We start from the raw sequence: 24,500 nt of genomic DNA, 5'->3' as shown, positions 1-24,500 counted from the left end.
GTTATTTATCTCTGTCTTGTTGTTGGACTGGTGGTACGGGATCGTATGTCCAACCCTTCGTATTTAAAGGATTGCATTTTAATAGACGTTTGCTTGATAACCAACACCCTTTTACAAAACCGTGAGCTTTCAACGCTTCTAGGGCATAAGTAGAGCAAGTTGGGGAAAAACGACAACGTGGTCCAAGGAGCGGACTAATAAAGCCTTGATAAAATCGAACGAATCCGATTGCTACCCGCGTGAAGGGCGAGACAGGCGCTGCCATAATTTATCAAACAGTTTGAAAATTTCTTCATTGCTGAGATCTTGCGCGCTTTTCTTGGCAATAACAACATAATCTTTGCGTGCAAGTTGATGTTGATTGTTACGAAAGCTTTCACGAGCAAGGCGCTTAAAACGATTACGGCCAACGGCTGTTTTAATCTGTTTCTTGGGAACGGCTAAACCTAGTCGAGGATGAGATAGGCTATTTTTACGAGCAATGATGGTGAAATGAGGTGAGCCAGCTCGGTGAGCTTGCTGGAAGACATTTTGATAATGCTCGGGAGTTAACAAGCGTAACTCCCGATTGAACGCGTACGTATTCAAAATAATCGAAGATTACTTAGAAAGACGCTTACGGCCTTTAGCGCGACGTGCGTTGATTGTTGCACGACCGTTCTTAGTAGCCATACGTGCACGGAAACCGTGAGTACGCTTGCGCTTTAGAACTGAAGGTTGAAAAGTGCGTTTCATGATAAATACCTTTACTGATCAGTAGTTTTAGGTCAATGTTAACCCGGCGTGGGCACTAACGTCTTCTTTATATATAAAGAGGACAAACCGACGCCTCTCAACAAAGAGGCGGAATTGTAATCACAGTCACATAAACTGTCAATCTTTGAGCGACAGTAAAATAGGTGAAAGTGAGTCAAAATTCCGGCCGAGCGATTATACGTAGTGTGAGCAAAATCTCAAGGATCAAACGATCCTCATGCGAGATCTTTATTCAGCACCGACTTGTCGAAGGAACTTCTTCAAGCGAGGATCCTGTGGATTACCAAAAATATCCTGTGGAGAACCTTGCTCTACAATGTTGCCTTCTGCCATAAAGATCACGCGATCCGCGACCTCTTTGGCAAATTGCATTTCATGCGTGACCACCAGCATGGTCTGATGTTTTGTTGCTAAGTCCTTCATTAAATTAAGAACTTCTCCAACCCATTCCGGGTCGAGTGCCGATGTTGGCTCATCAAATAACAGCAGTTCTGGTTGAAGAGCCATTGCACGTCCGATACCCACACGCTGTTGTTGGCCACCTGACAGTGCGGCTGGATAACTGTCACCTTTATCGCCCAAACCAATGTCATCTAAGATCGCTTGAGCACGAGCCAAGGCATCGGATTTTTTCCATCCACGTACTGTGATCAGGCCTTCAGCAATATTTTGTCTTGCTGTCATGTGAGCAAACAGTGCGTAGCTTTGGAAAACAAACCCAGTTTTACGTCGCAGTGCGAGCACTTCGGATTTTGTGTGCTTTTCTGCATCGACACGGACATCATCAATAGTAATGGTTCCTTTGTCGGCGCTTTCTAGGAAGTTGACCGTGCGGAGCAATGTCGATTTACCTGTGCCGCTTGAACCAATAATGACGATGATTTCACCTTGGTCAATCTCTAGGTCTATTCCTTTCAGCACTTCAGTGTCACCGAAGCGCTTATGAATATTGTCTAATTTAATCATCGTACATACGCCTTATTCAGTTTCGCTTCTGCCCAAATTTGCACGCGGGTTAGGATGACGACCACTCCCCAATAGATTAGGGCAACAGCGAGGAAAGCCTCAAAGAAGCGGAAGCTCGAAGAAGCCTCCATTTGCGCTTTAGCCATGATTTCAGCCACACCCAGTGTGAACGCGAGCGAGGTCGATTTGATCATATCGATGAAGTAGTTCATTAGCGAAGGGAGAGCGACACGTGTTGCTTGCGGTAGGATTACTCGGCGCATCGCTTGGGTGGTGGTCATGCCCACAGAAAGGCTCGCTTCCATTTGGCTGCGATCAATACCAATAATCGCGGCTCGAATACTTTCGGCCATATACGCCGCAAAGTGGAGTGTTAAACCAATAACTGCCGCACTGAAGGCATCAAGGCCGACTAAAAACGGGAAAACCTGCGGTAGACCATAGTAAAGGAGAAATAGCTGAACGAGCAGCGGTGTACCGCGGAAGAAGCTGATGTAGAGTTGGCTAAGTTGATCGAGAACAGGAACGCGAAAAACACGGATATTCGCCAAAATGACCGACAAAATCAGAGAAAAAACCAAACCCCAGGTGGCCATTTCTATGGTTGTGCCGAGATACTTAAGCAGTATCGGCATCAGGTCCAGCATGTAGTTAAAATCGAATCCCATAACGTGTTCCAAAAAAATAAATCACAAGAATAAAAAAGCAAAACCCACTGCAAAGGAAGGAGAGCAGTGGGTTAAGTAAGTCCAAGCCTAACGATAGTAAGAACGGACGTCGTGTGTCGTGAGCGACCTATTTGGTGATATCAGCACCAAACCATTTTTCAGAGATAGTTGCCAGAGTACCGTCTGCACGCATTGCTGCAAGTGCTTGGTTAACTTCTGCTTGCAGTTTCTTACCGTTTGCGTTGTTTACAAAAGGCCAAGCATTTTGAATGGTTTCAAACGGTTCGCCCGCAAGTTGCAATGGTAAGCCGGTCTTTTTGATCAACTCAAGTGCCGATAGGCGATCCATGACAAACGCATCCGCGCGGCCAAGTGCGACATCGTGCTCGATACCTGTATCGTAAGTCTTAATGTTGATCTTACCGTCTTTATCGTAGTCACGCAGTAGTTGTTCAAAGTTCGAACCTAGGTTAACCGCAACAGTCTTACCTGACAGATCATCCACACCTTTGATTTCGCTGTTGCCTTTACGAACCGTAATCTGTGCACCATCGACCACGTATGGGTCCGCAAATAGGTATTTCGCCTTACGTGCATCCGTCATGGTGATTTGGTTTGAAATCGTATCAATACGGCCTGTTTCTAGTAAGCCGAATAAACCAGAGAAGTTAGCCGTTACGTATTCTACTTGGTAGTCATTACGTTTACCGATCTCATCCCATAAGTCCACTTCAAAGCCTTGCAGTTTATCTTGCTGAACAAATGTGAATGGGAAATAACGGCCAGACATGCCGACTTTAACCTCAGTCGCCGCTTGAACAGTGGCAGCAGAAAGCGCGATAGCTGCAACGGCAGCCTTAATCCAGTTTTTCATAGTACAACTCCATATAATTATGGGGATAAATACTACTGTCTCTTTACATCATTAGATAAATAACCAAGTGCAATAACCTAGACAGTAGAGTAATAAGGTTGATTTTTTGCTCTATTTAGTTAGACGAATAGGAGCAAGAAAAGACGAAAAAAAGCGGGTAAGAAAAATTTTCATGCACAGAGTTATCACCAGCAAGACGATCTCGACGATATTGCCCATTTGTGGATCAAAGTGTGGGTAAAAATGGGGCAGGGTGTGGGGATCCACCGAATAATGTCGAAAATATTGTGAATAACTTAGATCTTATTCACTGGATCACCGATCATTTGCTGGCGATCTTGGTTATCAACAGGTAAAATTGCCAATCTTTTCCGATCAATAACTTCGAGTGGGGGCACCGTGTCATCTTCGCTTTGGTTGCAATGTTTGCAACAGCTTCAAGAAGAGCTACCAGCTACTGAATTCAGCATGTGGGTTCGTCCGTTACAAGCGGAGCTCAATGACAATACACTCACTCTTTTTGCCCCAAACCGCTTCGTGCTTGATTGGGTGCGTGATAAGTACTTAAACAGCATCAATCGTCTGCTTCAAGAGTACTGTGGCAATGATGTACCAAGCTTACGTTTTGAAGTGGGTAGTCGCCCTGTAGCGGCACCAAAGCCAGCACCTAAGCGTACTCCGGCCGATGTGGCGGCAGAATCCTCAGCACCGGCACAACTGCAAGCTCGTAAGCCTGTTCATAAAACTTGGGACGATGACGCTCAAGCGATTGCTGATATCAATCACCGCTCAAATGTAAACCCAAAACATAAGTTCACTAACTTCGTTGAAGGTAAATCGAACCAACTAGGTTTAGCGGCGGCACGTCAGGTATCAGATAACCCAGGCTCGGCTTATAACCCACTGTTTTTATACGGTGGCACGGGCTTAGGTAAAACGCACTTATTGCATGCGGTGGGTAACGCCATTGTCGATAACAAGCCAAACGCAAAAGTGGTTTACATGCACTCTGAGCGTTTTGTGCAAGACATGGTGAAAGCATTGCAAAACAACGCGATTGAAGAGTTTAAGCGTTACTACCGTAGTGTTGATGCGTTATTGATCGATGATATCCAATTTTTTGCCAACAAAGAGCGTTCGCAGGAAGAGTTCTTCCATACGTTTAACGCACTCCTTGAGGGCAACCAACAGATCATTCTGACTTCTGACCGTTATCCGAAAGAGATCAGCGGCGTAGAAGATCGTCTAAAATCTCGTTTTGGTTGGGGTCTAACCGTTGCGATCGAGCCACCTGAGCTTGAAACGCGCGTCGCGATCTTGATGAAAAAAGCGGAAGATCACCAAATTCACCTTGCTGACGAAGTGGCGTTCTTTATTGCAAAACGTCTGCGTTCAAACGTTCGTGAGCTGGAAGGTGCGCTGAACCGTGTGATTGCCAATGCCAACTTCACCGGTCGTCCGATTACTATCGACTTTGTGCGTGAAGCATTGCGTGATTTGCTTGCTCTGCAAGAGAAGCTTGTCACCATCGATAACATCCAAAAGACGGTCGCGGAATACTACAAGATTAAAGTCGCTGACCTTTTATCGAAGCGTCGTTCTCGTTCAGTGGCACGCCCTCGTCAGTTAGCGATGGCGCTTGCTAAAGAGCTGACTAACCACAGCTTGCCTGAGATTGGTGATGCATTTGGTGGTCGAGACCATACGACGGTTCTACACGCTTGCCGTAAGATTGAGCAACTGCGTGAAGAAAGCCACGACATCAAAGAAGATTACTCGAACCTGATTCGTACTTTGTCTTCTTAAGTCGCACTCTTGTGCGATAAGCAGTATTCTAAGCAACGAAATCACCAACGAATTCGGATTAAGAGCATCCTATGAAATTTTCCATTGAGCGTAGTCACCTGCTGAAACCCCTTCAACAAGTTTCGGGTGCACTGGGTGGCCGTCCTACTTTGCCTGTATTAGGTAATTTGCTGTTAAAAGTAGAAGACAACGTGCTATCAATGACGGCGACAGACCTCGAAGTTGAGCTGATCAGCCGCGTTACTTTGGAAGGCGAATTTGAAGCGGGTAGTATCACGGTTCCTTCGCGTAAGTTCCTTGATATCTGTCGTGGCCTACCAGACGATTCTGTGATCACTTTTGTTCTAGAAGGTGATCGTGTACAAGTTCGTTCTGGTCGCAGCCGATTCTCTCTATCCACCATCTCTGCGAATGACTTTCCAAATATTGAAGATTGGCAGAGTGAAGTTGAAGTATCACTGACTCAAGCTGAACTTCGTGGTTTGGTCGAGAAAACACAATTCTCAATGGCAAACCAAGACGTGCGTTACTACCTCAACGGTATGTTGTTTGAGATTGATGGTTCGACACTGCGCAGTGTTGCCACCGATGGCCACCGTATGGCGGTATCGCAAACACAACTGGGTGCGGATTTCGCACAAAAGCAAATTATCGTGCCACGTAAAGGCGTTTTAGAGCTTGTGAAATTGCTTGATGCACCAGAGCAGCCTGTGGTTCTGCAAATCGGTAGCTCAAACGTTCGTGCGGAAGTGAACAACTACGTGTTTACCTCTAAGCTGGTGGATGGTCGATTCCCTGACTACCGCCGCGTAATGCCGCAAAGCACCAGCAAAACGCTAGAAGCAAGCTGTGATGAGTTACGTTCAGCCTTTTCACGTGCTGCGATTCTATCCAATGAAAAATTCCGCGGTGTTCGTGTGAACTTAGCGGACACAGAAATGCGCATTACGGCCAATAACCCAGAGCAAGAAGAAGCAGAAGAGATGCTGGATGTTAGCTTCGAGGGAGAGCCTATTGAGATAGGTTTCAACGTCAGCTATGTCTTAGATGTTCTGAATACCTTGCGCTGTGAAAAGGTTCGCGTATCGATGTCAGACGCCAATGCCAGTGCGCTGATAGAAAATGCGGATGATGACAGTGCCATGTACGTGGTAATGCCGATTCGACTCTAGCATGCCGCTTTCTCGTCTTATTATAAAACAGTTTAGAAACATCGAAGCCTGTGACATTAACCTGTCAGCAGGCTTTAACTTTCTTATTGGGCCGAATGGCAGTGGCAAAACCAGTGTCTTAGAAGCTATTTACCTCTTGGGCCATGGCCGCTCATTCAAGAGCTCATTGACCGGCAGAGTGATTCAAAATGAGTGCAATGAACTGTTTGTTCATGGTCGTTTTTTGAACTCGGATCAATTTGAGCTACCAATTGGCATTAATAAGCAGCGTGACGGCTCAACAGAGGTTAAAATAGGCGGTCAATCTGGCCAAAAATTGGCACAACTGGCGCAGGTTCTACCACTTCAGTTGATTCACCCTGAAGGGTTTGATTTGCTGACCGATGGGCCGAAGCACAGACGTTCATTTATCGACTGGGGAGTTTTTCACACCGAGTCGGCATTCTACGATGCGTGGGGACGATTTAAACGTCTTAACAAGCAGCGCAATGCATTATTAAAAACCGCCTCTAGCTATCGAGAGCTCAGTTATTGGGATCAAGAGATGGCAAGGTTGGCTGAAAACATCAGTCAATGGCGAGCGACTTACGTTGAACAAATGAAAGTCAAAGCGGAGCAAATCTGCCAAGAGTTTTTGCCAGAATTTGATATCCAATTAAAGTATTATCGAGGTTGGGACAAAGACACCCCTTACCAAGAATTACTAGAAAAGAATTTCGAGCGTGATCAGGCACTCGGCTACACCTTCAGTGGGCCTAATAAAGCCGATTTACGCATCAAAGTGAATGGCACACCAGTTGAAGATGTGCTGTCACGAGGTCAGTTAAAGTTGATGGTGTGTGCACTGCGTGTCGCGCAAGGGCAGCACCTGACTGAGATGACGGGCAAGCAATGCATCTACTTAATTGATGACTTTGCCTCTGAATTAGATAGCCAACGTCGTAAGCGTCTAGCAGACTGCTTGAAAGAGACGGGGGCTCAAGTTTTTGTAAGCTCTATTACTGACAGTCAGATTGCTGATATGCGAGATGAAAATGGCAGGATGTTCCATGTGGAACATGGCACAATAGAGCAAAATATATAGCGGAAGATAACTCATGTCTGAAAATTACGATTCATCGAGTATTAAGGTACTAAAGGGTCTGGATGCGGTTCGTAAGCGTCCTGGTATGTACATCGGCGACACGGATGATGGCACCGGTCTGCACCACATGGTTTTTGAGGTGGTGGATAACTCAATTGATGAAGCGTTAGCTGGTCACTGTAAAGACATCATTGTGACAATTCATGAGGACAACTCAGTTTCGGTAAGCGATGATGGCCGTGGTATTCCAACGGAAATGCACCCAGAAGAGAAAGTATCTGCAGCAGAAGTGATCATGACGGTACTTCACGCTGGTGGTAAGTTCGATGACAACTCATACAAGGTATCGGGTGGTCTACACGGTGTAGGTGTTTCGGTAGTAAACGCGCTATCAGAAAAAGTGACACTTACTATCCACCGCGGTGGTCATATCCATACACAAACTTACCATCACGGTGAGCCTCAAGCGCCACTAGCGGTAGTAGGCGATACGGATAAAACCGGTACTCAAATCCGTTTCTGGCCAAGTGGCGAGACGTTCACTAACACTGAATTCCACTACGATATTCTAGCAAAACGTCTACGCGAGCTATCATTCCTAAACTCTGGTGTTTCTATCAAGCTTAAAGATGAGCGTGAAGAAGACAAGAGCGACCACTTCATGTTTGAAGGTGGTATCCAAGCGTTCGTTGATCACCTAAACACCAACAAAACACCTATCATCGAGAAAATCTTCCACTTCGATTTTGAACGTGAAGATGGTATTTCAGTTGAAGTAGCGATGCAGTGGAACGATGGTTTCCAAGAAAACATCTACTGTTTCACTAACAACATCCCTCAACGTGATGGTGGTACTCACCTTGCTGGTTTCCGTGCAGCTCTAACTCGTACCCTGAACTCGTTCATGGACAAAGAAGGTTTCTCGAAGAAAGCGAAGACTGCGACATCAGGTGATGATGCGCGTGAAGGTCTAACGGCAGTTGTTTCGGTGAAAGTGCCAGATCCTAAGTTCTCAAGCCAAACCAAAGACAAGCTGGTTTCATCAGAAGTGAAATCTGCGGTTGAATCGGCAATGGGTGAGAAACTGTCTGAGTTCCTAGTTGAGAACCCAACAGAAGCGAAGATGGTTTGTTCTAAGATTATCGACGCAGCACGTGCTCGTGAAGCCGCGCGTAAAGCTCGTGAAATGACTCGTCGTAAAGGCGCGCTCGATTTAGCGGGTCTACCAGGTAAACTGGCTGACTGTCAGGAAAAAGACCCTGCACTCTCTGAACTCTACATAGTGGAGGGTGATTCGGCAGGCGGCTCCGCAAAACAAGGCCGTAACCGTAAGAACCAAGCAATCCTACCGCTAAAAGGTAAGATTCTTAACGTTGAAAAAGCACGTTTCGACAAAATGCTGTCTTCACAAGAAGTAGCAACGCTAATCACAGCACTAGGTTGTGGTATCGGTCGTGACGAGTACAACCCGGACAAACTGCGTTACCACAACATCATCATCATGACCGATGCCGATGTCGATGGTTCGCACATCCGTACGCTGCTATTGACCTTCTTCTACCGTCAAATGCCAGAGCTTATTGAGCGCGGCTATGTGTACATCGCTCAGCCACCACTTTACAAAGTGAAGAAGGGCAAACAAGAGCAGTACATCAAAGATGAAGATGCAATGAACCAGTACCAAGTGGCTCTTGCTCTAGACAACGCTGCTCTACACGTAAACCCAGAAGCGCCAGCGCTATCAGGTGAAGCATTAGAGAAGCTAGTTCAGCAATACAATGCGGGTATTAAGCTGGTGGATCGTATGAGCCGCCGCTACCCACGTGCACTAGTACATGAGCTAATCTACACGCCTCGTCTAACGGCAGAGCAGTGTCATGATGCATCAACAGTAGAAGCTTGGACTAAGCAGCTTGTTGATCAGCTAAATGCGAAAGAAGTGGGCGCAAGCCAGTACAGCTTTGAAGTAGAACAACACGCTGAGCTAGGTTTAAGCCTACCGAAGATTGTGGTTCGTACTCACGGTGTGACACACGAGCACGTTCTAAGTATCGATCTCATCAACTCGAAAGAATATGGCAAGCTTGCTTCTCTGTCTGAAGCGTTAGAGGGCTTGATTGAAGAGGGGGCTTACATCAAGCGTGGTGAGCGTACTCAGCCTGTTTCAAGCTTTGTTGAAGCACTAGAGTGGTTAATCAAAGAGTCACGTCGTGGTCTAAGTCTACAGCGCTACAAAGGTCTAGGTGAGATGAACCCAGATCAGCTTTGGGAAACCACAATGGACCCAGAAACTCGCCGCATGATGCAAGTAACGATTGAAGATGCAGTAGGCGCTGACCAACTGTTCACGACACTAATGGGTGACCAAGTTGAACCTCGTCGTAACTTCATCGAAGAGAATGCCCTCAAGGTTGCCAACTTGGATGTATAGATTTCTTTAGTTATAAAGAATCCTAAACTATTAAAAGCACTGTCCATTGGACGGTGCTTTTTTGTATCAGTGGATATTTAACTATTTTTCAATTGGCTGGAGCGTCATCCTCAAGAGGGAGGAACGACCGAGTTGGGGATCTCTAGAAGCGTAGTGAAAATTTTTTAATCCGATCCCTTGAAACTAATTTTCCTCAACCACATATCTATTTGTGAAGAGGGAAGCTGTCTTGCTCAAGAGAGAAGAAACAGACCTCTGGATTCGCTAATAAGGCATCGCTCAAGAGAGGATGACTTTAGAGGCGCACAATTTAATCGATTTATTACTACGTCCCAGCGCTAACAGAGCCCGAGGAGTAGAGGATAAATCCCTTAGTCGGCAGCAATCTATACAAAGTAGATTCGCGCAAACTCACGACTAGGACTATTGCTTACTAAAAGGATAGCATTATGAGAACTGTAGATTTCACTCCACTTTACCGCAACGCAATTGGCTTCGATCGTCTATTCAACATGATGGAAGCGAACACATCGAAGAACACTTCTGGCGGTTACCCTCCTTACAACATCGAGCAAAAAGATGAGAACAACTACCGTATTACTATGGCAGTTGCAGGCTTTGCTGAAGATCAGCTAGACCTTACTCAAAAAGAAAATATGTTGATCGTGAAGGGGGAGCGTAAAACAGAAGCTGAAAAGACCTACGTATACCAAGGTATCGCAGAGCGTGATTTCGAACGTAAATTCCAGCTAGCAGACTACGTAAAAGTGGTGGGTGCAAGCATGGAAAATGGTCTACTTCATATTGACCTAGAGCGCGAAATCCCAGAAGCAATGCAGCCACGTAAAATTGCGATTGGTGGCAATAACCTAATCGAAGGTTAATCACCACAGGCTTTAACTAGCCAGAATATGTCGGGAATAAGAGTGAAAGAGCACCCTTACCTTGAAAAAGGCGGTGCTCTTTTTTTGTATCTAGCTCGATGGGATATACGCGACCTGTGTAGCGATTGCGGCAAGTATGCGTAGACATAGCAATTGTGCTTATCCCTAGTAATGAATCTTGCTCAAGCGACTTGGAAAGCCATCGCTATTCAGGTCACGGATAAGTGCTAACCTTGTTGGTACGCTTTCTCAACTTCTTCGGCAATCATCTTAATGCCTTTCTGCATCATCTCGTCATCTTGTACATAGTTCATGCGCAGACACTGACGTGCGTGTTCCCAATCATCTTCTTGGCCAATAAAGAAATACTCACCAGGCACAATCAATACACCACGAGCTTTAAGGCGTTTGTAGAGCTCCATTGTGGTGATAGGCAACTCATCAAACCATAACCAAAGGAAGATAGCGCCTTCGGGTTTGTGAATACGGAAGCGCTCATCGGTAATCGCCTCTTGCAGGAGCTGAACAGCACGTTGAGATTTCTGTTGGTAGAACGGCTTGATGACATTTGAACTCAGCTCTAGTAGATCGCCTTTCTCAATCATACGATTGGCAATCGCTGGACCTAAGCTTCCCGGCGCTAGGCTGATAATGCCATTCATGTTGGTCATCGCTTGGGTGACTTCTTCACGCGCAATCACAATACCGCAGCGCACACCTGGCAAACCAAGCTTAGATAGGCTCATACATAGAATGGTGTTTTCATTCCAGAACGGCTCAACATCTTCAAAAATGATATTTGGGAACGGCAAGCCGTAGGCATTATCGATGATCAATGGAATGTTGTTCTCACGCGCCAACTTATCCAGTTTATGGATTTCTTCGTCAGTCAGTACGTTACCGGTTGGGTTAGTAGGACGAGAGGCACAAATCGCTGCTACGGAGTCATCGACTTTCAGTTGCTCAAAGTCAACGTGGTATTTAAATAGGCCATTCTCGAGCAGTTCAATTTCTGGGTGATAAGAAACAAAGATGTCCTCATCGACACCTGCGTCACCGTAGCCAATATATTCAGGCGCTAGAGGCAGTAGAATCTTTTTGTGTGAACCATTCGGCTGTTGACCTGCGAGCAGGTTAAATAGGTAGAAAAAACCACTCTGGCTGCCGTTGGTTAAGCTGATGTTCTTTTCTGAGATGTCCCAACCATAGGTATCTTTCAGCAGCTGTGCGAGTGCTTTAACAAACGCATCTTTACCTTGTGGGCCATCGTAGTTGGCCATGGCCGCGACAAGTTCTCCACTGGCAAGCATCTCTTCACTGGTTTGCTGAAAGTAATCGAGCATGGCTGGAATGGCGGCGGGGTTACCTCCACCGAGCATGATGGCACCCGGAGTACGTAAACCATCATTCAAATCATCCATTAACTGAGTAATACCTGAGTACTGATTAAATTTCTCACCAAACTTAGAAAACTGCATTGCTGATTGTACCTAATTCATTATTGTCATTGCTTTAAGTGTAGAGCGATCAGAGCGTGGCTGACCAACAGAGTAATCCTTGAACATACCTCAATGACCATAAGACGAAAAGCACTAAATCGAGGTATACAAGACGAGAGATAAAGAAAAGCCCAACTCCGAGAAGTTGGGCTTTAAAGGTCTTACTTAAAGTAAGGTCTTGAGGCGTTTATCTTAAGACTTACTTTTGCAGTAAAGAGATGTCTGCGATCTGTAGGAACAGGTTACGTAGGTTGTTCAGTAGCGTTAGACGGTTCTTCTTCAGAGCTTCGTCGTCTGCCATTACCATTACGTTATCGAAGAATGCATCAACAGGCTCACGTAGACCCGCTAGCTTGCTTAGCGCTTCTTGGTAGTTACCTGTAGCGAACGCTGGCTCTAGCGCTTCTGTCATTACTTCAACGCTTTCTGCTAGTGCTTTCTCTGCGTCTTCTTGAAGAAGTGCTAGGTCGATTTCTGCAGCGAGTTCACCGTCGAATTTCGCTAGGATGTTACCTACACGCTTGTTTGCTGCGGCTAGTGCTTCTGCGGCTTCTAGCTCGCGGAAGTGAGATACCGCTTTTACGCGCTGGTCAAAGTCTGCTGGTTTGGTTGGACGGTTAGCCAGTACCGCTTGGATGATATCCACGCTGAAGCCTTCGTCTTTGTACCATGCATTGAAACGACCAAGCATAAATTCAATAACATCAGTTTCAACGTTGTCGTTAGTCAGGCGGCTAGTACCATCTTCTTGGGCAAACAGAGACTTCGCTTTCGCGATCAGGTCTGTTAGGTCTAGGTTGTAGCCGTTTTCTACGATGATACGTAGTACACCTAGAGATGCACGACGAAGTGCAAATGGGTCTGAACCCTTAGGTGCTTGGCCAATACCGAAGATACCTACGATAGTGTCTAGCTTGTCTGCCATTGCAACTGCAGAAGAAATGCCTGTGCTTGGTAGATCGTCACCAGCGAAACGAGGCATGTACTGTTCGTAAAGTGCTAGTGCAACTTGCTCGTCTTCACCATCGTGAGTTGCGTAGTGCATGCCCATTACACCTTGAGTATCGGTAAATTCGAATACCATAGAGGTCATTAGGTCACATTTCGCTAGTAGACCAGCACGCTTAGATTTTTCAACGTCAGCATCGATTTGCTCAGCGATGTAGCCAGCAAGTTCAGTAATACGGTCAGTCTTGTCTTTGATAGTACCAAGCTGCTTCTGGAAGATAGCTTGCTCTAGCTCAGGTAGACGATCGATTAAAGGACGCTTACGGTCAGTGTTGAAGAAGAATTCTGCATCCGCAAGACGTGGACGTACAACCTTCTCGTTACCTTCGATTACGTAGCGAGGCTCTTTTGATTCGATGTTTGAAACGAAGATGAAGTTAGGCAGTAGCTTCTTGTTGTCATCGTAGACAGGGAAGTACTTCTGGTCACCTTTCATGGTGTAAACCAACGCTTCAGAAGGTACTTTTAGGAACTCTTCTTCAAACTTCGCAGTTAGCACTACTGGCCACTCAACCAGAGAAGTCACTTCTTCTACTAGGTCATCTTCTAGATCCGCTGTACCACCAACCGCTGCTGCTGCTTTTTGTGAGTCAGCAAGGATGATCGCTTTACGCGCTTCGTAATCTGCCATTACTTTACCGCGCTCTTCTAGGATCGCTGGGTATTGCTCTGCAGATTCGATAGTGAACTCTTGCTCACCCATGAAGCGGTGACCACGGATAGTGCGGTCTGATGCTACGCCTAAGATCTCACCTTCGATAAGGTCAGCGCCCATTAGCATAGTTAGCGTTTTAACCGGGCGGATAAACTGAGTTGTCTTGTTACCCCAACGCATTGGCTTAGCGATAGGCAGGTTACCCAGTGCTTTTGCTGCCAGCTCAACAACGATTTCAGACGTTGCTTGGCCTTTTACTTCTTGTTTGAACAGTAGCCATTCGCCTTTGTCTGTCACTAGACGGTCAGCTTGTTCAACAGTGATGCCATTACCACGTGCCCAGCCTTGAGCCGCTTTAGTTGCATTGCCGTCAGCATCGAATGCCACAGAAACTGCAGGACCGCGCTTCTCAACCACTTTGTCTGCTTGGCCTTCAGCTAGCGCTGAAACCTTAAGTGCTAGACGACGAGGAGCGGCGTACCATTTCACACCTTCATGTGCTAGGTCTGCGCCTTTTAGCTCAGCTTCGAAGTTTGCTGCGAACGCTTCCGCTAGAGTGCGAAGTTGCGTTGGTGGTAGCTCTTCAGTACCCAGCTCAATTAGAAATTCTTTAGCCATGATTACTTCTCCTCGCCTTGAACTTTTTGTTCTTGGGTACGACACATTGGGAAGCCAAGCGCTTCACGTGATGCGTAGTATGCTTCAGCAACTGATTTAGTCAGGTTGCGGATACGAAGGATGTAACGTTGGCGCTCTGTAACAGAGATAGCTTTACGCGCATCAAGAATGTTGAACGCGTGACCCGCTTTTAGAATGCGCTCGTAAGCTGGAAGCGGTAGCGGCTTCTCTAGCTCAAGTAGCTCTTTACACTCTTTCTCGCACTGGTCGAAGAAAGTGAATAGGAAATCTACGTCAGCGTGCTCGAAGTTGTAGGTTGATTGCTCAACTTCGTTTTGGTGGAAGATATCACCGTAAGTCACGTTGCTGCCGTCTGGTGCTACGTTCCATACAAGATCGTAAACAGAGTCTACTTCTTGGATGTACATTGCTAGACGTTCGATACCGTAAGTGATCTCACCGGTTACAGGCTTACACTCAAGGCCGCCAACTTGCTGGAAGTAAGTAAACTGAGTCACTTCCATGCCGTTTAGCCATACTTCCCAACCAAGACCCCATGCGCCTAGCGTTGGGTTTTCCCAGTTGTCTTCTACGAAGCGAATATCGTGAACTAGCGGATCGATACCAAGAACTTCAAGTGAGCCTAGGTACAACTCCTGAATATTATCTGGAGAAGGTTTTAGGGCTACTTGGAATTGATAATAGTGCTGCAGACGGTTCGGGTTTTCACCATAACGGCCATCGGTAGGACGACGTGAAGGTTGAACGTAAGCTGTCGACATTGGCTCTGGGCCAAGTGCACGTAGACATGTCATTGGGTGAGAGGTGCCCGCACCTACTTCCATATCTAGAGGTTGAACAATGGTACAACCGTTTTGTGCCCAGTAATCCTGCAGCGCGAGGATCATTCCCTGGAAGGTTTTGATATCGTATTTTTGCATAGTAATTCGCGCAATTCTTTGAGTAAAAGGTCTGTTTGAAACAGAGAAAAATAACAATCAAGTATACCCAGATATTTGGCATGGGAGTAGCGCTAATCTTGATTAATTGGTAGCCAAAAATATCCTTTAGTGGAATTTTTCCGACTTATCTAACTGATTTCCACTAAAAGGGAGTTTATTTGCAGTTTGAAGGTTGAGTATCGGCCGTGAGGTGGATAAAATCACGCCGTCTTTGGGGAGTAGCTTACCTATCTATCAACACTGGGATAATAGGTTCGTCTGTCAACATAATTGATGCAAAATCATCATGGCATTCGAGACCCAATATCGGCCAACTATAACAATACGCCGATGTGGTTTAGCAAGACCTTAGACAAATCATCATGAACCGGGGTGGGGCATGAGGTTTGTCTTTGGTTAAATATACTATTCCCGCCCTATAAAGAGCATGTCGTGAGCGTTTTAGCTATTTCCATCACCACCGTAGCCTTAGCGGAAATTGGTGATAAAACCCAACTTTTATCTCTACTGTTAGCCAGTCGATACCGCAAACCGATCCCTATTATTGCCGCCATTTTTTTCGCTACGATTGCAAATCATGCATTAGCTGCATGGTTGGGTGTGGTTGTTGCCGATTACATGACGCCTGAAACCTTAAAGTGGGTGCTGGTGGTCAGTTTTATTGCCATGGCGGCGTGGGTTCTGATTCCAGACAAGTTGGATGACGATGAACAGATTTCTAACCGTGGCCCGTTTATTGCCAGTTTCATTGCGTTCTTCGTGGCTGAGATTGGCGATAAAACTCAAATCGCAACTTCGATTCTTGGCGCTCAGTATGCCGATGCCCTGATGATGGTTATTCTAGGTACCACTATCGGTATGCTTCTCGCGAACGTTCCGGTTGTTCTTATTGGTAAGTTGTCAGCTGATAAAATGCCGCTTGCGCTGATTCGAAAAGTCACGGCTTTACTGTTTGTTGGCTTGGCGATTGGTGCTGCTATTCTGTAATGAACATTCGTGATTGTGGTGTTAAATATCAATAACTGTCGGTGAAGTAGAACGCGAGTAAGGTTTGGTTGAGTATCGTGTAAAGTCGTGATCGCGGACATATTAGTGTCATCATTGTCATGGTAATTTAACCTTGTGAATGATAGCGAGAGGGCAAGGTTATGCTTACACGTTACATGGGGATGACCCCAAAAAGTCAGAGTTACTTGTTCACTTTTGGTCTAGCTTTGTGCTTGTTAGCGATGGTGCTAACCGATATGTGGTTACCTATCGTTGCTGGGTCTTTTATTTTGACTGGATTGACGGTCGAAGCTTGGATCCGTGTTGCGCACATTATCCCAATGCATGAAGAAATGCGGGCGATGAGAAAGCAGCTGAGTAAGTTGCAAAGCGAAGTCCACACCCTCGAATATGACGAATAAAAAACGGCAGCCATTTGGCTGCCGTTTTGTTTTCTGAGACAGAGATTACTCCATGCCTTTCTTGATTAGGTACTGAAAAGGTAGCTCTTCAGTTTGAGAATCTATCAGTTGATGATCCATAAAGCGGCAAAAACTAGGAATGTCGCGTGTTGTCGATGGATCATCGGCTTTCACCAATAAAACCTCACCATCTTGCATGTTTCGAATTGTCTTCCTGACCATCATCACTGGCTCTGGGCAACGTAATCCTTCTGCCTCTAGGGTTTTATCGGCCTGCTGTGGGTTGAATGTCATGGTCATATCTTCATTTACCTCAATTAGGGCTAGATGATACTTGTGGAGAAAAAATATTCAATAACCCCTTGGCAAAGTGATCATTTTGTTTTAACTTAGTTAACAAGTTGGTAACAATTAACAAGAGGCAAGCATGCTAACAGCTTTAGATCGTTTAACAATCTACTCTGTGCTGTGTTTTATTTCTTTTTGCGCACTTGTTTTACGTTCACCATCCGAACCGTCTTCGTTTATGCCATTGCTTGGTATGGGCGCGACGGTGGTAGGGATTTGGCTTGAGATGCATCGCTGGCCGAGCGCATCTGAAGAACAAGAGAACGGGTAAGAGCTCTTCCAACTGTTATCCGTTTTGCACTACGCTCAACTACATTCCGACACTATCCCCAGTTTTCTTGGGCTTCCCCGCTGAAAAGCGGGATTTTTTTTGCCTGAAAAAGGTACAATTCACGTCACCTTGATAGAAAATGAGTGACTCACGTGGAATTAGAAGACATTTATCGCCGAGATCTCAACTTGCTGGTCGCGCTTCGCGTGTTGATCGAAGAGTGTAGCGTGAGCAAAGCCGCTCATCGTTTGAATCTCAGTCAATCAGCGATGAGTCGAGTGCTTGGGCGGTTGCGAGAGATGCTTGGCGACCCTTTATTTACCCGCCAAGGCCAACACCTAATCCCGACCGAGAAAGCGCTTGAAATGGATCGCTGTTTAGGTGAACCGCTAGAGTCTTTGCGTCAGTTGCTTTCGCCATTAGAGTTTGACCCACAAAGCTTTGAGCAGACCTTTACCATTGCGACGACTGACTATGCGATGCAAACTATTTTGCCATTTGCTTTACCTCGTATTTATCAAGAAGCACCGAACGTTTCCTTTAACTTTCTGCCTTTGCAGCATGATCGATTAGCCGATCAGCTCACTTACGAGAATGCCGACTTAGCCATTTGTCGCCCGATAGGCCCAGTAGAGCCGCTGCGCAGTGAAATTTTAGGTCGTGTTGGTGTGCTGTGTTTACTCTCAAAGCAGCACCCGTTAGCCAACAAAGAAATGAGCTTGGCGGATTATCTCACTTATCCTCATGCGATGATTGCGATCAGTGACGGGGTTAAGGCATTAATCGAGGGGGCACTCGTTGATCAGCCGAAGCGTAAGATGGTGCTGCGTGCTTACCATTTAGAAGCGGCGCTGGCGATCATTGATACTATGCCAATCATTATTACTGTGCCCGCTGATTTAGCTTATTTAGTCGCCGAGCGTTATGACTTAGTGATAAAGCCACTGCCGTTCCAGTTTACGCCGTTTGATTACTCGATGATCTGGCATCCGCGTTGTGAGCATTCTCCTGCTCAGGAATGGTTACGTGGAATCGTAAAGGAAGAGTGCAGTCGCTTGATTGCCAAACGAATTGAAGATATTGGTTTGGATTGATCGAATAGAATTAGAAATGTCATTCCGGAATTGAGGAACGAAATGTCCGGAATCTCTCGCGTTTAGAGATTCCTTACTCGTTCGCTCCTCACTCTAAGGAATGACATTGTGCCGTTAATCGACTAAAGCTTGATAACAACGCGGCCTGTTACTTGACCGTTGGTGATGTCTTCCGCGTATTTTGGCGCGTCAGCGAGCTCTACTTCAGTACACGCTTGCTCGAAGTAGCTATCTGGTAGTAGCTCAACCAGTTTTTCCCATGCCGCGATACGTTTTTCGGTTGGGCATGAAACTGAGTCGATACCTTGCAGACGTACATTACGCAGAATAAACGGCATTACTGTAGTTGGTAAGTCAAAACCACCAGCCAGACCACAAGCGGCTACTGCGCTGTTGTAATCCATTTGCGCCAGTACTTTCGCTAACACTTTGCTGCCGACAGTATCAACCGCACCTGCCCAGATTTGCTTTTCAAGCGGGCGTGCTGGCTCTTCAAATTCTACGCGGTCGATGATGCGGCTAGCGCCAAGTTTTTCAAGTAGTGGGCCGTTTTGTTCAACGCGACCTGTTACTGCAGCCACTTTATAGCCTAGCTGACCCAGCAGTGTGACTGCTACCGAGCCAACGCCACCACTTGCGCCAGTCACTAGAATTTCACCATCTTCTGGTTTGATGCCTGCATCAAGTAGTGCTTGAACACACAGCATGCCAGTAAAGCCTGCTGTACCGACCATCATCGCTTTTTTGCTGTCTAGGCCTTGTGGTAGTGGTACTAGCCAGTCTGCTTTTAGACGTGCACGCTGTGCCATGCCACCCCAATGGTTTTCACCCACGCCCCAACCAGTTAGGACAACTTTGTCACCGGCTTGGTAGCGACCATCTTCAGAGCTCACTACTGTACCAGCAAGGTCGATGCCCGGCACCATAGGGAAGTTGCGGATGATTTTGCCTTTACCCGTGATTGCTAAACCGTCTTTGTAGTTTAGTGATGAGTAATCAACATCGATCAGTACTTCGCCTTCTGGCAATTGGGCTTCATCGATCTGTTCGATGGTTGCGATAGTACGTTTTTCTTCTTGGTTTAGAATCAGTGCGTTAAACATAGTGATCTCCACAAATAGAGCAGCAATTTAGAAACTGGATTTAGTGTAGACCTAAACTGGCTATGACAAAAATGAAACTTTAGCATTATATCTATGCGCATCACGCATTTTGTCTAAGAGTTATTCACGGGTGAGAGAGTGAGAAGAAGATTTTATCTATCGGAAATGTTCGATACGAATTTGTAGAGGATAGAGAAAAGCCTCTAACCCAGACGATTAGAGACTTTCAAATACGTTTACGACTGACTAGGAAAGGAAGAATTTATACGACGGGTTGTCGGTTTCGTCCTTACATTGATAGCCCAGTTCACGCAGGTGAGCAGAGAACTTCGACAGATCAGATTCGTCGAGCTCAAAGCCACACAGCACTCGGCCGTAGTCAGCACCGTGGTTACGGTAGTTAAACAAGCTGATGTTCCAGTGAGTACCGAGCGTGCTTAAGAATTTCACGAGTGCACCTGGGTATTCTGGGAACTCGAAGCTGTAAAGACGCTCTTTGAGTGGCTTTGAAGGTTTACCACCAATCATATAGCGCACGTGCAACTTCGCCATTTCATCATCAGAGAGGTCAACTACTGGGTAGCCGCCGTCACGCAGATCATGAATGATGTTATCTAACTCTTCTTGGCCACCTTGCAGACGAACACCCACAAAGATGTTCGCCAGTTGGTCGTCGTTGTAGCGATAGTTAAACTCAGTCACTGCACGGCCACCAATCAAGTTACAGAACTCAAAGAATGCACCTTGACGTTCAGGGATGGTGACAGCCAATAGACCTTCACGTTTTTCACCCAGCTCACAACGCTCAGAGACGTAACGTAGACCATGGAAGTTGGTGTTAGCCCCTGACAGCACTGTGCCAAGTTGTTTGTCTTTGAGCTCATTTTGTTCAGCAAACTTTTTCAGGCCAGCTAGTGCTAAAGCGCCCGAAGGTTCGGCAATTGCACGCGTGTCTTCGAAAATGTCTTTTACCGCTGCACAAATTTCATCGCTTGAAACTGAGATATGACCATCAATGTACTTTTCACATAGACGGTAGGTCTCTTCACCAATGCGCTTAACCGCAACACCATCGGCAAACATGCTGACTTGATCAAGCACCACCGGTTCACCTGCATCTAGCGCTGCTTTTAGACAGGCTGAATCTTCTGGCTCAACGGCGATCACTTTGATTTCAGGCATTAGCTGTTTAACCAGCACCGCAACACCAGCAGCTAGACCGCCGCCACCGACAGGAACGAAGATATAATCGAGGTGGCCATTTTGCTGCAGCATCTCCATACCAATCGTACCTTGACCTGCAATCACTAGTGGGTGATCGAATGGTGGTACAAAGGTGTAGCCATGTTTAGCAGACAGACGCTCTGCTTCAGCTTTCGCTTCATCAAAGTTGCTGCCATGTAGAACCACGTTACCGCCAAAGCCACGTACTGCCTCGACTTTGATATCGGGTGTGGTTTTTGGCATCACGATAGTGGTCTTAATGCCGAGCTTTGTCCCTGATAGCGCCATACCTTGGGCATGGTTACCTGCTGACGCGGCAATCACACCTGCGGCTTTTTGCTGTTCGGTCAGGCTCGCGACCATGTTGTACGCGCCACGCAGTTTAAACGAGTGTACCGGCTGGCGGTCTTCTCGCTTAATCTGCACATTGTTACCAATTCGCTCTGCAAGGCGAGGCATCTCTTGAAGTGGCGTTACCGTTGCCACTTCATAGACAGGCGCTCGTAAGATCTGGCGCAGGTAATCTGCGCCAGTCTGAGGCTCTTGTCCTGAGAATAAAGAGTCACTCATAAGCTAGTCCTCTAGCTTGGATTTATCTCGTACAGCACCTTTATCAGCACTGGTCGCCATACTTGCATACGCTTTCAGGGCAAAAGAAACTTCACGTTGACGGTCGACTGGTTTCCAGCCTAGCTCATCTTGTTTCGCACGGCGCTCAGCAAGCTCTTGTTCAGAAACTTCTAAAGAAATTGAACGGTTTGGAATATCAATCGCGATAATATCACCTTGTTTTACCAAACCAATTGCGCCGCCGTTTGCTGCTTCAGGAGAAGCGTGACCGATTGATAGACCTGATGTACCACCAGAGAAACGACCATCAGTCAGAAGTGCACACTCTTTACCAAGACCCATCGATTTTAGGTAAGTGGTTGGGTAAAGCATTTCTTGCATACCCGGGCCACCTTTAGGACCTTCGTAACGAATGATGACTACGTCACCGGCTTTTACTTTGCCGCCTAAAATACCTTCTACGGCATCTTCTTGGCTTTCAAACACGACTGCAGGGCCAGTGAACTTATGGATGCTTTCATCCACACCAGCGGTCTTAACAATACAACCATCAAGGGCGATGTTGCCTGACAGTACCGCGAGGCCACCTTCTTGGCTAAAGGCATTTTCTTTAGTACGGATACAACCTTCAGCACGGTCATCATCAAGACGATCCCAGCGACAATCTTGAGAGAATGCTTTCGTGGTACGAATGCCAGCAGGGCCTGCACGGAAGAACTTCAGTACGTCTTCGTCTTCTGTTTGGATGATGTCGTATTGAGCTAGTTGCTCTTTCATTGAAAGGCCAAGCACGGTGCGAGCGTCATTGTGCAGTAGACCTGCGCGATCAAGTTCACCAAGAATAGCCATGACACCACCCGCGCGGTGTACGTCTTCCATATGATATTTCTGCGTTGATGGCGCCACTTTACATAGATGAGGCACTTTGCGAGATAAGCGATCGATATCGTCCATATCGAAGTCAATCTCACCTTCTTGCGCTGCGGCTAGTAGGTGAAGAATGGTGTTGGTTGAACCCCCCATCGCGATATCTAGCGCCATCGCGTTTTCGAACGCATCAAAGGTAGCGATATTGCGTGGCAATGCAGATTCGTCGTCTTGCTCGTAGTAACGCTTAGTCAATTCAACAATACGTTTACCTGCATTGATGAATAATTGCTCACGGTCTGCGTGGGTTGCCAGCATTGAACCGTTACCAGGCTGAGAAAGACCCAGCGCTTCCGTTAGACAGTTCATTGAGTTGGCGGTGAACATACCTGAACATGAGCCACAGGTAGGGCACGCAGAACGTTCGATCTGTTCACTTTGCTCGTCTGATACTTTCGGGTCAGCGCCTTGGATCATCGCATCAACAAGGTCGAGCTTGATGATCTGGTCAGAAAGCTTAGTCTTACCCGCTTCCATTGGACCGCCAGAGACGAAAATTACTGGAATGTTAAGGCGCATTGACGCCATCAGCATCCCTGGAGTGATTTTGTCACAGTTAGAGATACACACCATCGCGTCAGCACAGTGCGCGTTGACCATGTATTCTACTGAGTCTGCGATAAGTTCACGTGATGGCAGTGAGTAAAGCATACCGCCGTGGCCCATTGCGATACCATCATCCACGGCGATGGTGTTGAATTCTTTTGCGATACCGCCGGCTTTTTCGATTTCACCTGCAACCAGTTGGCCCATATCTTTTAGGTGGACGTGACCTGGTACAAATTGAGTGAATGAGTTAACAACGGCAATAATTGGTTTACCAAAATCTTCGTCTTTTACCCCAGTTGCGCGCCAAAGGGCACGAGCACCCGCCATATTACGGCCATGAGTGGTGGTTGCTGATCTATATATAGGCATCTTCTATTTCCTTATTTCGCCGCGTTTTCTGGGTAAACGTAATCTAACCAGCCCCACTTATCTTCCGTGGTGCCGTTGAATAGGCCAAAGTAGGCTTCTTGCAGCTCTTTGGTGATTGGGCCGCGTTTGCCTGTGCCTACTTCAATTTTATCGATGGTTGAAACAGGAACAACTTCTGCCGCAGTACCTGTCATAAAGACTTCATCTGCAAGGTAAAGTGCTTCACGAGCAATGTTGGTTTCACGTACTTCGTAACCACGATCGCGTGCCAGTGTCATGATCGAGTCACGAGTAATACCCGGTAGGATTGCGCTGGTTGCTGGTGGAGTCATGATAACGCCATCTTTAATCACGAAGATGTTCTCACCCGCACCTTCAGATAGGTAACCATCTACGCTTAGGGCGATACCTTCGTCGTAACCGTGACGACGTGCTTCACCACCAACGAGTAGCGATGATAGGTAGTTACCACCTGCTTTAGCTGCGGTTGGAATTGTGTTTGGTGCTGCACGGTTCCAACTTGAAATCATCGCATCGACGCCAGCTTCTAACGCTTCTTCACCTAGGTATGAACCCCAAGGAAAGGCCGCAATGATCAGATCCATTTCTGTTTCTGCTGGCGGACACACGCCAAGGCCAACATTGCCAACAAAACCGAGTGGGCGAATGTATGCACTGTCTAGTTTGTTTTGACGCAGTGTTTCGCGCGTCGCTTCCATGATTTCTTCAACCGTGTATGGAATTGGGAAGCGGTAAATCTTCGCGGAATCTTTAAGACGTTTTGCGTGTTCTAGGTGACGGAAGACAATTGGACCTTTAGGTGTGTTGTAACAGCGTACCCCTTCGAAAACCGAAGTGCCGTAGTGCATCGCGTGAGTTAACACGTGTACATTTGCCTCTGCCCAAGGAACCATTTCACCGTTGAACCAAATGTAATCTGCAGTTTTTGTAGCCATTTATTGCCTTCCTTATGCACAAATCTTTTGTTGTAGGTTGTTATTCGGTAGTTCGTCGCGCGCAATTTGCGTCACTTCAACGGTGCGTACGTCCCAAAGCTTCTCAATCTGATTGGTGAGAAATGAAATTGGGCGATCGCTATCAACGATGATTTCTACGCTCGCGACTTTGCTTTCGTGGTTTTGCGTACCCGCCACTTGCTTAACAATAAAGCCACGGTGGCGAACAACGCGAAGAACACGCTCTAACAGGACAGGTTTATCGTCTGCTTTGATGTCTAGTAAGTATCTTTCCAT

Annotated in this window: 24 protein-coding genes; 9 read left to right on the top strand and 15 right to left on the bottom strand. The window is 46.5% G+C overall.

What is annotated here, in order from left to right:
- Position 1: 1 nt before the first annotated feature.
- The 6 genes from yidD to EJ063_RS18255 all read right to left on the bottom strand — a co-directional run bounded on the left by yidD (position 2) and on the right by EJ063_RS18255 (position 3,264).
- The gene (yidD, locus tag EJ063_RS18280) at positions 2-265 is read right to left on the bottom strand and encodes a membrane protein insertion efficiency factor YidD (RefSeq protein ID WP_126575747.1); all 264 of its coding nucleotides are present in this window, start codon (positions 263-265) and stop codon (positions 2-4) included.
- The gene (gene rnpA, locus EJ063_RS18275; protein ID WP_244225205.1) at positions 232-555 is read right to left on the bottom strand and encodes a ribonuclease P protein component; all 324 of its coding nucleotides are present in this window, start codon (positions 553-555) and stop codon (positions 232-234) included. The genes yidD and rnpA overlap by 34 nt, the downstream gene beginning before the upstream one ends.
- 45 nt (positions 556-600) lie before the next feature.
- Entirely contained in the window at positions 601-735 is a 135-nt protein-coding gene (gene rpmH, locus EJ063_RS18270) for a 50S ribosomal protein L34 (protein WP_004411068.1), read from the bottom strand.
- 249 nt (positions 736-984) lie between these two features.
- On the bottom strand, positions 985-1,722 hold the full coding sequence (locus EJ063_RS18265; protein WP_126575745.1) for an amino acid ABC transporter ATP-binding protein: 738 nt from the start codon (positions 1,720-1,722) through the stop codon (positions 985-987).
- Entirely contained in the window at positions 1,719-2,390 is a 672-nt protein-coding gene (locus EJ063_RS18260) for an amino acid ABC transporter permease (protein ID WP_126575744.1), read from the bottom strand. The genes EJ063_RS18265 and EJ063_RS18260 overlap by 4 nt, the downstream gene beginning before the upstream one ends.
- Positions 2,391-2,517: 127 nt before the next feature.
- Positions 2,518-3,264 carry an amino acid ABC transporter substrate-binding protein gene (locus tag EJ063_RS18255; protein ID WP_126575743.1) on the bottom strand — a complete coding sequence of 249 codons (747 nt, stop codon included), beginning with the start codon at positions 3,262-3,264 and terminating at the stop codon, positions 2,518-2,520.
- Between the two features lie 399 nt (positions 3,265-3,663).
- Between EJ063_RS18255 and dnaA the strand changes: the two genes are divergently transcribed.
- The 5 genes from dnaA to EJ063_RS18230 all read left to right on the top strand — a co-directional run bounded on the left by dnaA (position 3,664) and on the right by EJ063_RS18230 (position 10,641).
- Positions 3,664-5,070 carry a chromosomal replication initiator protein DnaA gene (gene dnaA, locus EJ063_RS18250; protein ID WP_053440000.1) on the top strand — a complete coding sequence of 469 codons (1,407 nt, stop codon included), beginning with the start codon at positions 3,664-3,666 and terminating at the stop codon, positions 5,068-5,070.
- 71 nt (positions 5,071-5,141) lie between these two features.
- Positions 5,142-6,242 carry a DNA polymerase III subunit beta gene (gene dnaN / locus EJ063_RS18245; protein WP_126575742.1) on the top strand — a complete coding sequence of 367 codons (1,101 nt, stop codon included), beginning with the start codon at positions 5,142-5,144 and terminating at the stop codon, positions 6,240-6,242.
- Position 6,243: 1 nt separating this feature from the next.
- Positions 6,244-7,326 (top strand): DNA replication/repair protein RecF, encoded by a 1,083-nt coding sequence (gene recF / locus EJ063_RS18240; protein WP_126575741.1) that lies wholly within the window; start codon positions 6,244-6,246, stop codon positions 7,324-7,326.
- 13 nt (positions 7,327-7,339) lie between these two features.
- On the top strand, positions 7,340-9,757 hold the full coding sequence (gyrB, locus tag EJ063_RS18235; protein WP_126575740.1) for a DNA topoisomerase (ATP-hydrolyzing) subunit B: 2,418 nt from the start codon (positions 7,340-7,342) through the stop codon (positions 9,755-9,757).
- Positions 9,758-10,206: 449 nt separating this feature from the next.
- On the top strand, positions 10,207-10,641 hold the full coding sequence (locus tag EJ063_RS18230; RefSeq protein ID WP_126575739.1) for an Hsp20 family protein: 435 nt from the start codon (positions 10,207-10,209) through the stop codon (positions 10,639-10,641).
- Between the two features lie 227 nt (positions 10,642-10,868).
- Here EJ063_RS18230 and EJ063_RS18225 read toward each other — a convergent pair whose 3' ends face one another.
- The 3 genes from EJ063_RS18225 to glyQ all read right to left on the bottom strand — a co-directional run bounded on the left by EJ063_RS18225 (position 10,869) and on the right by glyQ (position 15,362).
- Positions 10,869-12,119 carry a valine--pyruvate transaminase gene (locus EJ063_RS18225; protein ID WP_126575738.1) on the bottom strand — a complete coding sequence of 417 codons (1,251 nt, stop codon included), beginning with the start codon at positions 12,117-12,119 and terminating at the stop codon, positions 10,869-10,871.
- 220 nt (positions 12,120-12,339) lie between these two features.
- Positions 12,340-14,421, bottom strand: a complete 2,082-nt coding sequence (glyS, locus tag EJ063_RS18220; RefSeq protein WP_126575737.1) for a glycine--tRNA ligase subunit beta — start codon at positions 14,419-14,421, stop codon at positions 12,340-12,342.
- A gap of 2 nt (positions 14,422-14,423) precedes the next feature.
- Positions 14,424-15,362, bottom strand: coding sequence for a glycine--tRNA ligase subunit alpha (gene glyQ, locus EJ063_RS18215; RefSeq protein WP_126575736.1), 939 nt, complete (start codon positions 15,360-15,362; stop codon positions 14,424-14,426).
- A gap of 453 nt (positions 15,363-15,815) precedes the next feature.
- Between glyQ and EJ063_RS18210 the strand changes: the two genes are divergently transcribed.
- Both EJ063_RS18210 and EJ063_RS18205 read left to right on the top strand, forming a co-directional pair.
- On the top strand, positions 15,816-16,370 hold the full coding sequence (locus EJ063_RS18210) for a TMEM165/GDT1 family protein (protein WP_126575735.1): 555 nt from the start codon (positions 15,816-15,818) through the stop codon (positions 16,368-16,370).
- A gap of 161 nt (positions 16,371-16,531) precedes the next feature.
- Entirely contained in the window at positions 16,532-16,792 is a 261-nt protein-coding gene (locus EJ063_RS18205) for a hypothetical protein (protein ID WP_126575734.1), read from the top strand.
- Positions 16,793-16,837: 45 nt separating this feature from the next.
- Here the strand turns inward: EJ063_RS18205 and tusA are convergent, their stop codons facing one another.
- On the bottom strand, positions 16,838-17,086 hold the full coding sequence (tusA, locus tag EJ063_RS18200; protein ID WP_053439990.1) for a sulfurtransferase TusA: 249 nt from the start codon (positions 17,084-17,086) through the stop codon (positions 16,838-16,840).
- 133 nt (positions 17,087-17,219) lie between these two features.
- On the opposite strand from tusA, the gene EJ063_RS18195 reads away from it, so the two are divergent.
- Positions 17,220-17,411, top strand: a complete 192-nt coding sequence (locus EJ063_RS18195; protein WP_126575733.1) for a hypothetical protein — start codon at positions 17,220-17,222, stop codon at positions 17,409-17,411.
- Positions 17,412-17,563: 152 nt separating this feature from the next.
- On the top strand, positions 17,564-18,505 hold the full coding sequence (locus EJ063_RS18190; protein WP_126575732.1) for a LysR family transcriptional regulator: 942 nt from the start codon (positions 17,564-17,566) through the stop codon (positions 18,503-18,505).
- 122 nt (positions 18,506-18,627) lie between these two features.
- Here the strand turns inward: EJ063_RS18190 and acuI are convergent, their stop codons facing one another.
- The 5 genes from acuI to ilvM form a co-directional block, all read right to left on the bottom strand.
- The gene (gene acuI, locus EJ063_RS18185) at positions 18,628-19,608 is read right to left on the bottom strand and encodes an acrylyl-CoA reductase (NADPH) (RefSeq protein WP_126575731.1); all 981 of its coding nucleotides are present in this window, start codon (positions 19,606-19,608) and stop codon (positions 18,628-18,630) included.
- A 246-nt stretch (positions 19,609-19,854) separates the two neighbouring features.
- A complete protein-coding gene (gene ilvA / locus EJ063_RS18180) occupies positions 19,855-21,402 on the bottom strand; it encodes a threonine ammonia-lyase, biosynthetic (protein WP_126575730.1) in 1,548 nt (515 codons plus the stop codon).
- A gap of 3 nt (positions 21,403-21,405) precedes the next feature.
- Complete coding sequence (gene ilvD, locus EJ063_RS18175; RefSeq protein ID WP_126575729.1) at positions 21,406-23,247, bottom strand: dihydroxy-acid dehydratase; 1,842 nt, start codon at positions 23,245-23,247, stop codon at positions 21,406-21,408.
- 11 nt (positions 23,248-23,258) lie between these two features.
- Positions 23,259-24,203: a branched-chain-amino-acid transaminase gene (gene ilvE / locus EJ063_RS18170; RefSeq protein ID WP_126575728.1), complete on the bottom strand. Its 945-nt coding sequence runs from the start codon at positions 24,201-24,203 to the stop codon at positions 23,259-23,261.
- A 12-nt stretch (positions 24,204-24,215) separates the two neighbouring features.
- On the bottom strand, positions 24,216-24,500 hold the full coding sequence (gene ilvM / locus EJ063_RS18165) for an acetolactate synthase 2 small subunit (RefSeq protein ID WP_126575727.1): 285 nt from the start codon (positions 24,498-24,500) through the stop codon (positions 24,216-24,218).

The organism is Vibrio aquaticus, assembly GCF_003970385.1.
Lineage (GTDB): Bacteria > Pseudomonadota > Gammaproteobacteria > Enterobacterales > Vibrionaceae > Vibrio > Vibrio aquaticus.
This window is presented reverse-complemented; position numbering and strand designations above follow the sequence as displayed.

Bases quoted from the DNA above. Each gene is read 5' to 3' on its own strand.
- yidD (WP_126575747.1), bottom strand. From the start codon at position 265: ATGGCAGCGCCTGTCTCGCCCTTCACGCGGGTAGCAATCGGATTCGTT.
- rpmH (WP_004411068.1), bottom strand. From the start codon at position 735: ATGAAACGCACTTTTCAACCTTCAGTTCTAAAGCGCAAGCGTACTCAC.
- EJ063_RS18265 (WP_126575745.1), bottom strand. From the start codon at position 1,722: ATGATTAAATTAGACAATATTCATAAGCGCTTCGGTGACACTGAAGTG.
- EJ063_RS18260 (WP_126575744.1), bottom strand. From the start codon at position 2,390: ATGGGATTCGATTTTAACTACATGCTGGACCTGATGCCGATACTGCTT.
- EJ063_RS18255 (WP_126575743.1), bottom strand. From the start codon at position 3,264: ATGAAAAACTGGATTAAGGCTGCCGTTGCAGCTATCGCGCTTTCTGCT.
- dnaN (WP_126575742.1), top strand. From the start codon at position 5,142: ATGAAATTTTCCATTGAGCGTAGTCACCTGCTGAAACCCCTTCAACAA.
- recF (WP_126575741.1), top strand. From the start codon at position 6,244: ATGCCGCTTTCTCGTCTTATTATAAAACAGTTTAGAAACATCGAAGCC.
- gyrB (WP_126575740.1), top strand. From the start codon at position 7,340: ATGTCTGAAAATTACGATTCATCGAGTATTAAGGTACTAAAGGGTCTG.
- EJ063_RS18230 (WP_126575739.1), top strand. From the start codon at position 10,207: ATGAGAACTGTAGATTTCACTCCACTTTACCGCAACGCAATTGGCTTC.
- EJ063_RS18225 (WP_126575738.1), bottom strand. From the start codon at position 12,119: ATGCAGTTTTCTAAGTTTGGTGAGAAATTTAATCAGTACTCAGGTATT.
- glyS (WP_126575737.1), bottom strand. From the start codon at position 14,421: ATGGCTAAAGAATTTCTAATTGAGCTGGGTACTGAAGAGCTACCACCA.
- glyQ (WP_126575736.1), bottom strand. From the start codon at position 15,362: ATGCAAAAATACGATATCAAAACCTTCCAGGGAATGATCCTCGCGCTG.
- EJ063_RS18205 (WP_126575734.1), top strand. From the start codon at position 16,532: ATGCTTACACGTTACATGGGGATGACCCCAAAAAGTCAGAGTTACTTG.
- tusA (WP_053439990.1), bottom strand. From the start codon at position 17,086: ATGACATTCAACCCACAGCAGGCCGATAAAACCCTAGAGGCAGAAGGA.
- EJ063_RS18195 (WP_126575733.1), top strand. From the start codon at position 17,220: ATGCTAACAGCTTTAGATCGTTTAACAATCTACTCTGTGCTGTGTTTT.
- acuI (WP_126575731.1), bottom strand. From the start codon at position 19,608: ATGTTTAACGCACTGATTCTAAACCAAGAAGAAAAACGTACTATCGCA.
- ilvA (WP_126575730.1), bottom strand. From the start codon at position 21,402: ATGAGTGACTCTTTATTCTCAGGACAAGAGCCTCAGACTGGCGCAGAT.
- ilvD (WP_126575729.1), bottom strand. From the start codon at position 23,247: ATGCCTATATATAGATCAGCAACCACCACTCATGGCCGTAATATGGCG.
- ilvE (WP_126575728.1), bottom strand. From the start codon at position 24,203: ATGGCTACAAAAACTGCAGATTACATTTGGTTCAACGGTGAAATGGTT.
- ilvM (WP_126575727.1), bottom strand. From the start codon at position 24,500: ATGGAAAGATACTTACTAGACATCAAAGCAGACGATAAACCTGTCCTG.